The organism is Streptomyces sp. NPDC006385 (assembly GCF_040612485.1).
In the GTDB taxonomy this organism is placed as follows: domain Bacteria; phylum Actinomycetota; class Actinomycetes; order Streptomycetales; family Streptomycetaceae; genus Streptomyces.
Genome location: NZ_JBEXQG010000050.1, coordinates 50,064 through 64,416, shown reverse-complemented (window position 1 = coordinate 64,416; position 14,353 = coordinate 50,064). Strand labels below are relative to the sequence as shown.

15 protein-coding genes and 1 pseudogene are annotated in these 14,353 nt (G+C 70.1%); 10 read left to right on the top strand and 6 right to left on the bottom strand.

Annotated features, from left to right (window positions below; genetic code table 11):
• The 3 genes and pseudogenes from ABZ078_RS30630 to ABZ078_RS30620 form a co-directional block, all read right to left on the bottom strand.
• Nucleotides 1-416: pseudogene (locus ABZ078_RS30630) on the bottom strand (c-type cytochrome biogenesis protein CcsB); the annotation flags it as partial.
• Nucleotides 413-2,074, bottom strand: a complete 1,662-nt coding sequence (locus tag ABZ078_RS30625) for a cytochrome c biogenesis protein ResB (RefSeq protein WP_356580564.1) — start codon at nt 2,072-2,074, stop codon at nt 413-415. The gene ABZ078_RS30625 and the pseudogene ABZ078_RS30630, both read right to left, overlap by 4 nt.
• Before the next feature lie 113 nt (nt 2,075-2,187).
• The gene (locus tag ABZ078_RS30620; RefSeq protein WP_356580562.1) at nt 2,188-2,826 is read right to left on the bottom strand and encodes a TlpA disulfide reductase family protein; all 639 of its coding nucleotides are present in this window, start codon (nt 2,824-2,826) and stop codon (nt 2,188-2,190) included.
• Between the two features lie 322 nt (nt 2,827-3,148).
• Here ABZ078_RS30620 and ABZ078_RS30615 point away from each other — a divergent pair, with 322 nt between their 5' ends.
• Entirely contained in the window at nt 3,149-4,252 is a 1,104-nt protein-coding gene (locus ABZ078_RS30615; RefSeq protein ID WP_356580560.1) for an Ig-like domain-containing protein, read from the top strand.
• Between the two features lie 107 nt (nt 4,253-4,359).
• Here ABZ078_RS30615 and ABZ078_RS30610 read toward each other — a convergent pair whose 3' ends face one another.
• On the bottom strand, nt 4,360-4,998 hold the full coding sequence (locus tag ABZ078_RS30610) for a class I SAM-dependent methyltransferase (protein ID WP_356580558.1): 639 nt from the start codon (nt 4,996-4,998) through the stop codon (nt 4,360-4,362).
• Between the two features lie 829 nt (nt 4,999-5,827).
• The gene (locus ABZ078_RS30605) at nt 5,828-6,604 is read right to left on the bottom strand and encodes a cytochrome c biogenesis protein CcdA (protein ID WP_356580556.1); all 777 of its coding nucleotides are present in this window, start codon (nt 6,602-6,604) and stop codon (nt 5,828-5,830) included.
• A 176-nt stretch (nt 6,605-6,780) separates the two neighbouring features.
• On the opposite strand from ABZ078_RS30605, the gene ABZ078_RS30600 reads away from it, so the two are divergent.
• The 9 genes from ABZ078_RS30600 (at nt 6,781) to ABZ078_RS30560 (ending at nt 13,020) form a co-directional block, all read left to right on the top strand.
• Nucleotides 6,781-7,803, top strand: a complete 1,023-nt coding sequence (locus ABZ078_RS30600) for a cytochrome c biogenesis CcdA family protein (RefSeq protein WP_356580554.1) — start codon at nt 6,781-6,783, stop codon at nt 7,801-7,803.
• Nucleotides 7,793-8,494, top strand: coding sequence for a peroxiredoxin family protein (locus ABZ078_RS30595; RefSeq protein ID WP_356580552.1), 702 nt, complete (start codon nt 7,793-7,795; stop codon nt 8,492-8,494). Before ABZ078_RS30600 ends, ABZ078_RS30595 begins: the two co-directional genes overlap by 11 nt.
• Nucleotides 8,491-8,787: a glutaredoxin family protein gene (locus ABZ078_RS30590; protein ID WP_356580550.1), complete on the top strand. Its 297-nt coding sequence runs from the start codon at nt 8,491-8,493 to the stop codon at nt 8,785-8,787. The genes ABZ078_RS30595 and ABZ078_RS30590 overlap by 4 nt, the downstream gene beginning before the upstream one ends.
• Nucleotides 8,788-8,805: 18 nt before the next feature.
• Nucleotides 8,806-9,048: a hypothetical protein gene (locus ABZ078_RS30585; RefSeq protein WP_356580548.1), complete on the top strand. Its 243-nt coding sequence runs from the start codon at nt 8,806-8,808 to the stop codon at nt 9,046-9,048.
• Nucleotides 9,045-9,353 (top strand): hypothetical protein, encoded by a 309-nt coding sequence (locus tag ABZ078_RS30580; protein WP_356580546.1) that lies wholly within the window; start codon nt 9,045-9,047, stop codon nt 9,351-9,353. The genes ABZ078_RS30585 and ABZ078_RS30580 overlap by 4 nt, the downstream gene beginning before the upstream one ends.
• Before the next feature lie 206 nt (nt 9,354-9,559).
• Nucleotides 9,560-9,982: a TlpA disulfide reductase family protein gene (locus ABZ078_RS30575; RefSeq protein WP_356580544.1), complete on the top strand. Its 423-nt coding sequence runs from the start codon at nt 9,560-9,562 to the stop codon at nt 9,980-9,982.
• Nucleotides 9,983-10,640: 658 nt separating this feature from the next.
• Complete coding sequence (locus ABZ078_RS30570) at nt 10,641-10,913, top strand: hypothetical protein (RefSeq protein WP_356580542.1); 273 nt, start codon at nt 10,641-10,643, stop codon at nt 10,911-10,913.
• A 77-nt stretch (nt 10,914-10,990) separates the two neighbouring features.
• Nucleotides 10,991-11,404: a DUF2892 domain-containing protein gene (locus tag ABZ078_RS30565; protein ID WP_356580540.1), complete on the top strand. Its 414-nt coding sequence runs from the start codon at nt 10,991-10,993 to the stop codon at nt 11,402-11,404.
• Complete coding sequence (locus ABZ078_RS30560; RefSeq protein WP_356580538.1) at nt 11,401-13,020, top strand: AMP-binding protein; 1,620 nt, start codon at nt 11,401-11,403, stop codon at nt 13,018-13,020. Before ABZ078_RS30565 ends, ABZ078_RS30560 begins: the two co-directional genes overlap by 4 nt.
• Nucleotides 13,021-13,984: 964 nt before the next feature.
• Here the strand turns inward: ABZ078_RS30560 and ABZ078_RS30555 are convergent.
• Entirely contained in the window at nt 13,985-14,335 is a 351-nt protein-coding gene (locus ABZ078_RS30555) for a DUF2752 domain-containing protein (protein WP_356580536.1), read from the bottom strand.
• Nucleotides 14,336-14,353 lie beyond the last annotated feature (18 nt).

Sequence of the window (14,353 nt, the reverse complement as noted above, 5' to 3'; positions counted from 1 at the left end):
ACCGACCAGGCGCGGGTGGCCACGGAGGCCAGGTGGAGCAGGAAGGCCAGGGCGGTCAGGGAGACCCCGATCCGGCCGAGCAGATCGGACCGCGGATCGCTGCCGACGGCAGCCGGACTGTCGCCGGGCCCGGAGGCGTCCTCGGCCGTCCGGCGGGTGGAGGGCCGGTCCAGTACCGCGGTGCTCACGGCCGAGGCCGTCCGGGACTGCGTACGTCCCTTGGCGGCCGTGTCGGGGGCGGTCTTGGCGCCGCCCGACTGGTGCGTGGCGGCGAGGCGGGCGACGCGGCTGCGGCTGCCGAAGGCCCATTCGGCGCAGTGGGCGAGGAAGGCCAGCAGGTAGACGGCGATCGCCGAGTAGATGAGCCAGTTGCTGAGCTGTGCCAGCGTCTGGTCCGCGGTGGTAGTCGGGTTCACGGTTGCTCCTGCTTCTGCTTCCGGTCTTGGTCCTGGTGCGGTGAGGCGGTGGCGTCGGCCGCGGGGATCGTGTGGCGCAACTCGGCGCTGAGGTCGGCGACTTCCTGGGCGAGCGGGGCGGACGCCGACCGGTCCAGGCCGGCGACCTCGATCTCGCTGCCCGTGCCGGAGCCGGAGCCGGGGCGGATGCGGATCCACAGGCGGCGCCGTCGGATGAACAGCGAGGCGGTCAGGCCCAGTCCGGCGGCGATCGAGCTCCACAGGGCAGTGCTGTTGCTGGGGTTGCGGGCGATCTGGAAGCTGGCCCATTCCTTGAGCCCGTCGAAGGTGAGCGAGCCCGCCCCGTCGGGCAGGGTCATCTTGTCGCCGGGCCGCAGCGCCTTGGCGGCGGGGGAGCCGTCCTTCTTCTTGAACTGGGTCATCCGGCTGGTGTCGAGCTGGTAGACGCTCTGCGGCACACCGGTGTCCAGGCCGAGGTCGCCGTGGTAGGCGGTCAGCACGAGGACCGGATCCTCGGCTCCGGGGTAGACGGAGGACCAGCCGTTCGCGGTGAGGTTTACGGTGGGCAGGAACAAACCGGTGAAGCCGAGCTGGGTGGGCTTGCCGTCGCGGTCGCGGGCGTCGGGAACCTTGACCACGCCGGTGGAGCGGACGAAGGCGTCCTGCGGGAGGAAGGGCGCCGGCCCCGACCAGGCGACGTCACCCTTGCCGTCCCGCACGGTCACCACGGGCGCGTAGCCGTGGCCGACCAGGAAGACCTTGGACCCGCCGATCTCCATCGGGTCGTTCACCTTGATGGTGACCTCGCGCTCGGGGCCGCCCAGGGTCTCGCGGGCCTTCACGCGGGCCTGGAAGAAGGTCGGGGTGCCGAGCTGCGGTCCACTGCGCTGGTAATCGCCGGTGAAGTCCTCCAGACGGAAGCCGAACGGCTCAAGGCTGTCGCCGGAGACCAGCTTGCCCGGCTGGAAGTCGTCGTACTGGGTGCGCGCGTTGGTGAAGCTGTCACCCTCTACGACGACGGCCTGGCCGGTCGAGCCGAACAGGCCGCCGACGGCCAGGGCCACCAGTAGCCCGAACAGGGCGAGATGGAACAGCAGGTTGCCCGCCTCGCGCAGGTATCCCTTCTCACCCGCCACAGCGCCCCCGGCCCCATCGGGGCCGGCCTTCTCCACGCGCAGCCGGAAGCGCCGTCGGCGCAGGGCCCGCCGTGCCGCCTCCAGCGCCTCGGTGGGGGTGTTGGGGCTGGTCCACCGGGTGTGCTGCGGCATGCGGTCCAGGCGGCGGGGCGCGGCCGGCGGCCTGGCCCGCAGCGTACGGGCGAACTGCAGGCAGCGAGGCAGGATGCAGCCGCCGAGGGAGAGGAACAGCAGCAGGTAGACCGCGGCGAACCAGGGGGAGGCGTAGACGTCGAACAGCCCCAGCTTCTCGTAGATCGGGGCGAGGGTGGGGTTGTCGGCGCGGAAGGCGGCGGCCTGGGACGGCTGGCTGGAGTCCTGCGGGACCAGCGAGCCGGGGATCGCGGCCAGGCTCAGCAACAGGAGCAGGAGCAGCGCCGTGCGCATCGAGGTGAGGGACCGCCAGGTCCAGCGCAGCCATCCGAGCGGGCCGAGCCGGGGGCCGAGGGGGGCTTCGGTCTCGTCCCTGGGCGCACTGGACATTTCCCGGGACGGGTCCGTGGTCGGTGTTTCGAAGAGCTCCTGCGGGGGGTGAGCACTGTTGTCGGGGCGCTCGGTGCCGGCGTGGGTCGAGTTGTGCGAGGTGTGCACGGGGTTCACCGGCCTTCCGCGATGACGGGGGTCAGCATGGAAAGGATCTCCCGTTCGCTCAGCGCCTTCAGGGCCCGTGCGGCGATGCGCCCCTGACGGTCGATCACCACCGTGGACGGGATGGCCTGCGGCAGCAGGTGTCCCTTGAAGCGCAGCACCAGCTCTCCTCGGGGGTCGTAGAAGCTGGGATAGGTGATGCCGTAGCGCCGCTCGAACGCCTTCGCGGGACCGACTGACATGTCGCGGGTGTTGATGCCGAGGAACTCCACGCCCTGGTCCCGGGTCGCTTCGTAGGCTCGGGCCAGGTGCGGTGCCTCGGCCTTGCACGGCTCGCACCAGGAGCCCCACACGTTGAGCAGCACGACCTGGCCGCGGTAGTCGGACAGCTGCAGCGGCTCGCCGTCCAGGCTCTTGCCGGAGATGTCCGGGGCCGCTGGGCGCCGCCCGGCCGGAATCGCGGTGATCCCCCCGGTGCCTGCGGGGGACTCCGACCAGGCGCCGGAGGGTCCGCCCGAGCCGGAGGAACGGTCCGGGCCTCCCTCCGCCGCGGTGCATCCGGTGAATACCAGGGCCGCGCCGGTCGCCAGCAGGTACCGGCGGCTTCGCCGGGCCGTACCCGCTGACTGTGGGCCGGGCCACCCCACACTACTCCGAAGTTCATTAGGGGACACGGGGAGAGTGTGGCATGGGCAGTGCGCCGTACTGACCCCACCCCCCGACGTGTGGAGTGCGGCGAAGGACACCCTGGGCGGGGAACCGGCCATGGGATACCGTCGTCACCTAAAGAACCTAGGAATTTTGTCGACGGAGGGTCTACTCATGCGACGAAAGCTGGCGGAGCGCCCCGGCGCCGGGAAGAGGGGCGCTCACCGCAGGCCGCTCCGTGTCGCCGCACTGATCGCGGCCGCGGCCATGGTCCTTGCCGCATGCACAGGCTCGGCAGGCTCTAACGCCGACACCGCAACGGTGGGTGACGCGAAGAACACGGCCGGGGCGAAGGTCGGGCCCGTGAAGATCGCCATAGAACCGGCGGCGGAGGGTGCCCCGGTAGCACCCGGCGGCAAGGTGACGGTGCGCGCCGAGGACGGAAAGCTCTCCGAGGTGAAGGTGAGCGCGGCGGACACCGACGCGTTCGCCGGGGCGCTGTCGAAGGACAAGCGCAGCTGGACCTCCTCCGCCCTGCTCGCCCCCGGCACCGAGTACACCGTGGTCGCGCGCGCCCAGGGAGCGGACGGCAAGGAGGTGACCGAGCGCAGCACCCTCACCACCGCCAAGGCGAGGGACACCTTCGTCGGCGAGTACAGCCCGAACAAGGGCACCACGGTCGGCGTGGCCATGCCGGTGTCCATCACCTTCAACAAGCCCATCGAGGACAAGGCGGCCGTCGAGCGCGGGCTCACCGTCACCGCCAGCCCCGCGGTCGAGGGGGCATGGAGCTGGATGAAGGACCGCAATGGCAAGGACCGGATCGACTACCGGCCCAAGGAGTTCTGGAAGCCCGGTACCAAGGTGACCCTGCGCATGTCGCTGTCCGGCGTGGACGCGGGCGGCGGGGTACTGGGCACCCAGCAGCGGGTCGTCCACTTCACGGTCGGCAAGTCGGTGGTCAGCACCGTCGATGTGGAGAAGAAGACCATGACGGTCGCCGAGAACGGCAAGGTCGTCAGGACCTTGCCCGTCTCCAACGGCAAGCCGGGCTTCGACACCTGGAGCGGCACCATGGTGGTCCTCAGCAAGGTGCCCACCCTCCGGATGGACTCCCGCACGGTCGGCATATTCGGTCCCGAGGCGTACGACATCGGCGAGGTCAGGTGGAACGTCCAGCTCACCCCGTCCGGCACCTACGCCCATGCCGCGCCGTGGAACGAGGGCCTGTTCGGCAAGGTCAACTCCAGTCACGGCTGCGTCGGCATGAGCACCCAGGACGCCAAGTGGTTCTACGACCGTGTCGGACTCGGGGATCCCGTGACCGTCGTCAACTCCGCCGAGGACACCGTCGCCACGAACAACGGCTACGGGGACTGGAACGTCGACTGGAAGACCTGGAAGGCGGGCAGCGCGCTGAACTGAGCGCCGAGGCGAACACCGAGGCGAATTGAGAATCCGGCTCCCGACGTCGAGCCGGGTGCTGCGGCAGGTCGACGGGTCGCGTTTCATCCCCCGACGCGGTGCGCTCGTCAGGCGTGTGCAGGTTTTTTGACGGCTGTGAGGCGCTCGACCATGCCCAGGCAGTACCGCTCCCGGCGGATCACGGTGAAGCCCGCCTCCTCCGCCAAGAGCAGTGGCCTGCACAGGTGGTAGGCGCTGGAAAGAAGCCTCAGCACCGGTAAGGCCATGCGCTGGAGGACGCGAACCGGCAAGCGGGAGCCGGGAATGTGGTCGAGCAGCAGCAGACGCCCGCCCGGCCGCAACACCCGGTGCATCTCCCGCACCGCGGCCCGGTCGTCGGACATGCAGCACAGCGCCAGCACGCACACCACCGTGTCGAAGCAGGCATCCGGGAACGGCAGCGCTGCGGCTGATCCCTCCACGAGCTTCACCGCCGCGGCGGAGGCGGCCCCGCCCGGGCGGGCCCGCTCCAGCATCTCCGGGCACAGGTCGACGCCGAACACTTCCGTTCCGGCCGGGTAGTACGGCAGGTTCCGCCCAGTGCCGACCGCCACCTCCAGCACCCTGCCGCTCGCCTGACCACACACCCAAGCCCGCCCGTCGCCGACCAGCAGCCGGTCGTACGGGTGCATGCAGCCGTCGTACCAGCGCGCGTCGCGGTTCCAAGACCGCCGGACTCGCGCGTCCTGGTTCCTATGGAGGCTCATGAATGTCTCCCTCACATGTGCCGGAGCGCGGCAGCCTACCTGGGCCCGTCCAAGCCTGGTGCGGTTCAGTGGTCGGCTGCCTGGGTGACGGGAAGCCGCTTGGTGAACGTCAGCGCCTGCGGCTGCCCGCCGGGCACGGTGCCGTCTTGGCGACCGTGACTCCAATCCAGCCCACACTGCCGTAAGCGGACTTGCTCCGCTCCGTGCATACCTGACCGACGGCGACTTCCGGCACCAACCCAGGTTTTCCACGACTCACCTCCGCTTCGCCCACTGCCGGGCGGACCCTGGAGCATCAGGGGGCGTCGCGGAAGCACGCCCGCTCCCCGGTGGGAGCAGAACTCCACCCGTACAGGGAAATCAGCCACGGCCAACCCTCAAGAACGTGTGCGGGTACGGCACATTGGCACAGACCGCCAATGATGAGACGTGCCGTGAGAAGTGCTGCGCCGCCTCGCTCAGCGATCCCGCCCGGACGGCTGAGCGGAGCGACTGCTGCGCCGCGTTGCACGCTTCCCATCGGACGCCGGCGCGGACGGCGACGGCGCGAGATGCTCTTGTGGGCAAGCCTGAACGATGCCCCGAGGCCCTGGACCGGGGTACTCCCACCGGCCCCCGACCTGTGTCCGGATGACGTTGGCGAATCCGGCCGACGGCCACCAAGTGGTACGAGAGGGGGCGGAGTCACCCTCTCCTCGGTGCTGGAGCCGCCCGGGAACCGAGACCGGGGCCGCGCCAGCGGTGATCGCGTTTCGGGCGGAGGGCCGCCGCACGCGCACTGCCGTCCGGCGGCACCCTGCGAGTGATACGTCCGGCCGCGGCGGCGGGGTCACAGCGGGAGTTCGTAGCCGTTGACCCAGGTCTGCATCTCGTAGATCATCCAGCTCCACAGACCGGAGACCTGAGCGATGCCGACGGCCACCAGCAGTGCGCCGCCGATGAGCAGCATGGCGCGGGTGTGGCGGCGGAGGAAGGCGAAGGCGCGCAGGGATTTGCCGAGGGCGAGGGTGAACAGCAGGAACGGTATGCCGACGCCGACGGCGTAGAGGAAGGCCAGGAAGGCGCCGCGGCCGGCGGAGCCGGTGGTGATGGAGAGGGAGAGCACGGCGGCGAGGGTGGGGCCGATGCAGGGTGTCCAGCCGATGCCGAACATCACCCCCATGAACGGCGCGCTGGTGAGCCCGGCGCGCGGGGCGAAGCGCGGCTTGAAGGTGCGAGAGAGCAGCGGAACGCGCTCCAGGACGCCCATGAACATCAGGCCGAGCAGGATGGTGAACACGCCCAGGACGCGGATGACGGTGTCCTGGTGGGCCAGCAGCAGGGTGCTGACCGAGCCGAAGAGCGCGCCGTAGGCGGTGAACACAGCGGCGAAGCCGAGGATGAACAGGGCCGTGCCCAGCAGGGCACGGCCCCGGGCTCGGCCGGCCGGGGCGTTCTGGGCCTCGTGCGCGTCGGCGGCGGTCATGCCGGTGGTGTACGAGAGGTAGCCCGGGACCAGGGGCAGACAGCACGGGGAGGCGACGGTTATCGCTCCCGCGGCGAGCGCGATGGGCGCGGCCAGGAACAGGGATCCGGAGCCGACCACCTGGCTGATATCGACGGACAAGACGCTGCCTTTCGGTGGGGTGCGAGCCCGGGCGCACCCGGGCTCGCCGGGATGCCGTCGGGGCCGATCGGGGGAAGCGGGTCGACACGCACCCTATCTCCTATGTAACTTAGGTCCGAAGCTGCATAGGTGATTGCGGGCGGCATGGCCCGTGAGCTGCCGGAAAGGGCCTGTTGATGGGCGAGCTGTTGTTCGGGACGACGCTGCTGGCGTCGTTCCTCGGCGGAATGGTGGCACTGCTGGCGCCGTGCTGTATCTCGGTGATGCTGCCGGCGTACTTCGCCACCGGCTTCCGCTCCCGCGGCCGCGTGGTGGCGGGCACACTGGCCTTCGGCGCCGGAGTGGCCACCATCATCGTCCCCATCGGACTGGGTGCCACCGCCCTCTCCTCCGTCTTCCAGCGGTACCACCTGTGGATCTACCTGACCGGTGGGCTACTCATGTTGGCCGGCGGCCTCGCCGTGCTGGCCGGGTGGAAGCCGAAGCTGCCGATGCCGTCCGGGGGTACTCCGCGGCAGGGAGGTGGCTTCAAGGCCGCCTACGGGCTCGGGGCGTTCTCCGGCATCGCCAGCGCCTGCTGCGCGCCGGTGCTCGCCGGTGTCGTGGTGCTGTCGGGGGCCAGCGGCTCCTTCCTGGCGGCGTTGAGCGTCGGGTTCGTCTACGTGCTGGGCATGGTCGCCCCGCTGGTGGTCATCGCCCTGGCCTGGGAGCGCGGGCACCGAGGGCCAGCCCGGGTGCTGCAGAACCGCCGGGTGCGGCTGCGGGCCGGGGCCTGGCAGCGCACCGTGCCACTGGGCGACCTCCTTGCGGGTGGCCTGCTGGTGGCCATGGGCGTGCTGACGGTGGCACTCGGGTTCAGCGGATCGGACATGTCCGCCTCGGGCTGGCGACTGCGGCTCTCGGCCGACCTGGACCATTACGCCTCCCGGATCACCGACGCGCTGTCCTGGGTGCCCGGCTGGGCCGTGGGGCTGGTCGCGGTGGCGGTGCTGGCGCTGCTGATCCGCCGCGCGCTGCGGCCCGCCGAGGGCTCCGGCACCGGCGACGCCGAGGGGTCCGCCACCCCCGCTTCCGGGGCCACGGATCCCTCCTGCTGCGCCGGCTCCGAGGTATCCACGGCCGACTCCGCCCAGATCACCGCCGCATCCGCCACCCCCCACGACACGACCCCAATGGAGGCCCGTACCCATGGCCGCTGACACCAAGGCCGGCGCCAAGCCCGGCACCAAGGCCGCCCGGCGCGAGAAGGCAAACAGGCTGCGCGAGGCGGAAGAGCAGCGGGTGCGCCGCAACCGGCGGCTGCGCCGTACCGCTCTGGTCACCGCGGTGGTGGTCGCCGTCACCGGGGGACTGTATGCCGTTTTCAACCAGGCCGAGCAGGCTGCACAGAACGTCAGCTACGACGTCGGCAAGCCCGGCATCGGCAAGACCGCCCCCGACTTCAACCTGGCCTCCAGCGCAGGCGGCAAGGAGAAGCTGTCCGCCCACCGCGGTGAGACCGTGCTGCTGTACTTCCACGAAGGCGGCGGCTGCCAGCCGTGCTGGGACCAGATCGTCGACCTGGACAAGGCATGGAAAAAGGTGGAGGGTCTCGGCGTCGACACCATGCTCTCCATCACCACGGACCCGGCCGACCTGACCAAACGCAAGGTCAAGGACGACGGCATCAAGTCCCCGGTGCTCTCCGATCCCGACCTGAAGGTTTCCAAGGAGTACACCACCAACCAGTACGGGATGATGGGCGGTTCTACAAACGGCCACAGCTTCATCCTGGTCGGCCCCGACGGGAAGATCCAGTGGCGCGCGGACTACGGCGGTGCCCCCGACTACACCATGTATGTCAAGGTCGACAAGCTGCTGGCCGACCTGAAGGCGGGGCGGCAGACATGACCGACTCGTCCGTCCAGCACCGGATCACGCTGCTCACCCAGGCGGACTGCGCCTTCTGCGACCACGCCAAGACCGTCCTGGCCAAGGTCGGCGCCGACCACCCCCTGGACATCACCGAGATCGACCTGACCAGCGAGGAAGGCCGGCGCCTCGGAGCCGAGGCCGGAGTGCTCTTCGCCCCCGGCATCCTCCTTAACGGCGAGCCGTTCTCCTACGGCCGCGTCTCCGAGCGCCGCCTGCGCCGCGCCCTCAAAGCGGCGACGCCCCACAGCCGCAACAACCCGACCCCGTAACTAGTCAAGGAGATCACGATGGACTTCTTCTACCTTCTGGCCGTGCTGGCCTGCCCTGTCGGCATGGGCGCGATGATGTGGTTCATGATGAAGGGCAGCCGCCAGCCGGGTGCCACCCCGCCCCAGCAGAACAAGACCATGGGCTCCAGCGGCCAGGATCCGCGCCAGCAGGAACTCGACTTTCTGCGCAAGGAGGTCGCCAGCCTGCGCGCCAAGGTCGACAGCCGGCCGGACGCGCCGGCCCAGGAGAGCACGCGATGATCGACACCATCCTGCCGCCGCTGTTCGCCGCGGCGGCAATCACACTGACCTACGTCTTCTGCGTCCGGCCCATGCGACAGGGCCGCGGCTGCCACATGATGCCGCAGCAGTCCCAGGCCGGGCAGGCGAACTGCCACTCCACCACCGGTCCCGGCGACGCCGCGCGGACCTCCGTGCCCGACAGAACGGACACGGAGATCAAGCGGCTGCGCGAAGAGGTCCAGCTGCTCCACCACGAGCTGGACCTCCGAGCCGCCGATCAGTCCACCGACGCGATCCGGCTCCAGAAGGACGATTCACACTGAACGGCATCTCCGACATACGCCCGCGACGGTCCCCCGTCGGCACCCGCCGGACGGGACCCTCGCGGCGTGCGGCCGTCACCGGGCTGCTCGCCCTGGCCACCGGGACACTCACTGCATGTGACACCCAGGAGAAAGACGACAGCGCCGGAGCTCTGGGGGCGGCGAAGGGCAGTTCCTCGCAGTACTTCGAGCCCGCTGAGCGTGCCGTGACCCCGACCCTGAAGGGCACCACCCTGGACGGCGATCAGGTCGACATCGCCGACATACGCGGTCAGATCTTGGTGATCAACATCTGGGGCTCCTGGTGCGCGCCCTGCCGCAAGGAAGCCCCCGAACTGGTCAAACTGCACAAGGAGACCGAGCCGCTGGGGGTGCGCTTCCTCGGCATCGACATCCGCGACAACAAGTCCGCAGCCAAAGCCTTCGAACGCACTTACGGCATCGCCTATCCCAGCATCTTCGACCCCGACGGCCGCACCGTGACCGGTTTCAAACAGATGGCGCCCCGCGCCGTCCCCACCACCTACGTCCTGGACAAGGAGGGCCGCGTGGCCGCCTTGTCCATCGGCCCCCTCACGTACCGGGACTTTTACCCAATCATCAGGGACATCGCCGCCGAGCAGGCATGACCACCTGCGCCGCACCCGATCCGCAGACCAGGCAACGACACGCTGCGGACCCAGTGGGCGGGCCGTCCGGGCCCCGGCGGCATCGGTCGCAGCACTGAGGCGGAGGCACAAGGACTGATGCTGGAGCGACGGTCACCGGGCTTCTGCCCGGAGGACGTCGTACCTTGCTGGATGTGTGGAGCAAGCGAGCTGACGCTATGCGATCAGCATCGTCGATCAGCGGCACCCGGGGCTCAACGCCTGTTCCGTGGGGGCGCTAACGGCGGTTCTCTATACGAGAACGGGCCCGCACAATAGCCGAACCGTGGTCAGGCCACAGGACTGGACCGTCTTCACCCTCTTCGCAGGCTTCCGCGTCGGCAGCATCTTCTTCCAAGCCGTCCCGCCGATTACCCACCCGCTCTGACCGGTCCCGCAGCCGGAGCCGTCGTCCAGCAGCAGAGGCCGTCGACCCAGGGTCCACATCGAACGCGTATAGGGCCTTCATCACCCCTTCACGGCATTGGGTCAGCATTGCTGACAAGTCGGGTTCGTTCGCCGGACACACCGGCGCGCGTCCCTGGGACCACTCAGAACGAGCGGGCACCGGCGTATCGGGGCTGCGCCAGTCAACACAGACATCGCCAGGCGCAATGCCAGGTGAAGAAGGGCAGGGGACATGACGAATCTCCTTGCAGCGGCGGGCGGTGGCCTGGCGAGCGGCGGCACCCTGCTCGTGCTGTGCCTCGTGGCGTGTCCGCTGATCATGGGTGTCATGATGTGGTTCTCGCGCCGCCGTGACGGCGGGTCGCAGCAGACACCGACGGGCCAGCCCGGCAGGACGAAGGCCGAGTCGGCCAAACAGGCGGAGCTGGTGCGCCTTGAGGCTGAGATCGATCAGCTCCGGGCCGCTGAGAACGACGCTCGTCGGGTGCCGAAGTGGTCCCGATGACGCCGGCTCCCGCACGAGGAGGCCGCGGCTCGCCTGCCGCGCGCTCAGAAGTCGCGGCCGCTGAGCTGGACTCGCAGTTGCGGCACGCACGAGTCGAGCTGGCCCGGCTGCGGCGGCGCCAAGGGCACCCGGGCGCGCCGACTGCGACGAGCGGGGCGGGCGCGCGTGTATCGGTCGCGACGACAGGATGGCGGCGGTACCTGCCGGTGAACATGTCCCGGGCGGAGCAGGTGGTACGAGTCGCAGCGGGGCTGACCATCGCGGTGATCGCCGCGTTGGTCCTGCCCGACACGGTCGGCGGCTGGCGAGTGGGCCTGGCGGTGCTGAGCGGCCTCGCAGTTGTCGATCTTGTGGTGAGCGGGTTGATCGGCCACTGCCCGCTCCACCGGTTCCTGCGGATGCCCTGGGAACCTCGTTGGCGGAACGCGGGGGCGCTGCGGCGTCGGACGCCGCTGGCGCCCGGCGCGCCGACCGACAAGGCTTCACCATGACGGGCCTCGGGCGGTGGCTGGCGAGTCCGGCCGGACGCCGGCGCACCTGGGGCGCGGGCTGCGCGCCCTGGGGACTCCTCGCGGAGGCCGCCGCTGAGACGCACGGTCGCGTCCCGCTGCGGCTGGATCGTCCATTGCGCATCGCGCCCGGACTCGGCGTCGACACCGACTACGCGTCCTTCTCCGAACTCGTCGTCGAGACCTCTGGATCGCTGCATGAGGCTGGACTGGCCCGGGGGGACGTGCTGGCGATCGTCAAAGCGCACAACATCGACGTGATAGCACTGGCACAGGCGGCCGCGCGGCTCGGCGCCGTACCCGCGTTGCTCGCGCCTGACTTCGAGCCCGGCACCATTCGCGTCCTCCTGCACCGGCTGGGCAACCCAATGACCATCGCCGATGACGCGGCGATCATCAGGCACAGCCTCGCCTCACCCGGACTGACCCGACGCCTGATCAGTGTGGACGGCTCCGACGCCGGCGGAACCACACTGGATCAGTACCGCGGGCACCGCGTCCCGCCGGCGGCGCCCCGAGCCGATCACGAGCTCGTGGCCATCACCCACACCTCCGGCACCACCGGAGTGCCGAAGCTGATCTCCCACAGCGGCGCAAGCCTGGCCGGACAGTCACTCGTGCAGGTTCTCGGCGGACGCGTCCTACTGGGCCGCCGCGACGTCATCGCCACCTGCCTGACGACGGCGCACGCACGGACCCTGTCAGGGCTGGCGACCATCGCGGCGCTCGGCCTTCCCCACCTGGCGATGGTCGATCCCGACCCGGCCTCGGCAGCCCCGCTGATGGCACGGCACCGGCCAACGCTCATCGAGACCTTCCCCAACGTCTTCACCCGCTGGGAAGCACTCGCCGAGGACCCGGCCGCCCCGCTCGCGAATGTCCGGATCTTCCTGTCGACGTTCGACGCGGCCCATCCACGGACCATCCACCGAATGCTGGCTTCCTCACGCCGACGCCTACCGGTGTACGCGCAGGCATACGCACAGAGTGAGACCGGCGCGATCGCACTGAGCTTCCGCCTCTCCCGACGACACGCCGGCGACGCGCGCCATGTCGGCTGGCCCGCCCTGGCATTCAATCGGGTACGCCTGGTCGATCCGACCACCGGCTCAGTGCTTCGGCGTCCCGGCCGCAGCGGCGCGATTGAGATGCGCGGCCCGGGTCTGTTCGCCGGCTACCTGGGCGAACCCGAGCGGACGGCGCAGGGATGGCACGACGGCTGGTGGCGCACCGGTGACCTCGGGTCACGCCGGATCGACGGAGCGGTGCGCCTACAAGGCCGTGCCGTCGACGCGGTGGACGCCATCCCGGACTACCTGGCCTGGGAGGACATCGTTCTCGCTCGTCTCGAGGAGCTGGAGGAGCTCGTGATCCTGGCCGACCCGGCAGGCCGCCCGGCCGTGGTCGTGACCACCCGGGGCGACCAGCCGTTGGATCCTGCACGCTGGGCCGCGGCCACTTCCGACATCCCCGGCTTGGGAACTCCGTTGGTACTGAGCTGGAATCAGCTCCCCACCACCGCGACGTGGAAGGTGCGCAGACCCGCGCTGCGCGACCAGCTCTTCCCCCATGACCGCGCCATGCGTGACGGCGGCTGAGACCCTTACTGTGTGAGGCGGGGTCGTGACCAGAGGCCGACGCGGTCGTGAACGGACACGGCGGCCCTTGAAGCCTTCCCGTAGTCGGGGTACTGACCACGCCGAGGTCCCAGGCCACGGTCACCCGGCAGCTACCGGGCCAGGTCGATGTACTGCGACGTGGAGCGTGTCACACACGGAGTTCCCGGTAGCGGCGCGGACGGGGGCATGTCCAGGGAGAACCCGTGAGGAGCAACGATGTCCGTTCCCGGCCAGAAAGGGCCCGGGGTGGCCATCGGCCGGACGCGGACCCGGCTGCCGGGCGGCGTCCAGTCGTGCCTACTCAGCCGTGGCCTCGGTGCCGGGCTGTCCTCAAGGGCTCGCGGCTCACCAGGGCGGAGGTAGCCGCCACCGCCGTTCAGCGGTCGCGCCGTCGCCCGACCTCCATCGGCGCCTTGCGCCTTCGCTCGTACAAGGCGAGCGGGCCGCTGCCGTCGACACGCGGAACGGCTGGTCCAGTAGTCTCGGCCGGTAATGCCTGCCCAATGGCTCTCGATGCTCACTCAGGCCGCGACCGTCGTCGGACGGGAGGCGGCGCTCGGGTGCGGTCCTCTTCCATGGCGGCGGTCTTCTACGAGTGGGCGGCGTCCACCATCGTGTTCAGCCGAGGGGCGACCAACGTGGAGTCGAGGCGGGCGGTGTCGTCCAGCGCCTAATGGACCGCTGCCGCTGCCTGCTCGGCGTCACCATCGGTGAAGAGCGCTGCGGCCAGGCTGATACGGTCCATGCTCCGCACCCGCTCGAACCCGGCTTCCTGAGCACAAAGGCGCCGGTGAAGCGGACGCTCACGGCGCGGGGTCGGCCAATGTCAGTCAGGTCGCGGGCTGAGACCGCGCGGGCGTCAGCGTGTTCGGCGGCGTCGAAAGTACGCCGCCCGCTCCAGAGTGAGTGGCCAGGCTCGGCCGGACTCATGATGCGGGTGCGGTCAGCGCAGTCCCGTGGTCATCAGCAGGTCCGCCTGGCTCTGCTGACGGATTTCCAGCGCTACCAGGGCGAGGGCGAGGATGATCCATCCCGCTCGGCCCGGCCGGATGCGCAGCACCGGCCAGCGGCCCGTGACAGCCCCGGCCGCCAGGCGGGCGAGAGCGGCAACGGCGCTGAACGCGATGAGCAGCCCGAGCGGGTTGTAGCGCCAGGCCATCGCCAGATCACCGCGAAAGACCGACACAACCGAGCGGGTGAGGCCACACGTCGGGGCCATGATCCCAGCGAAATGACCGGGCCCGTGCAGGTCCACGGGAAACATGCCCCACACCGCCATCGCCGTCCCGGCCACGACCACCACGGTCCCGGC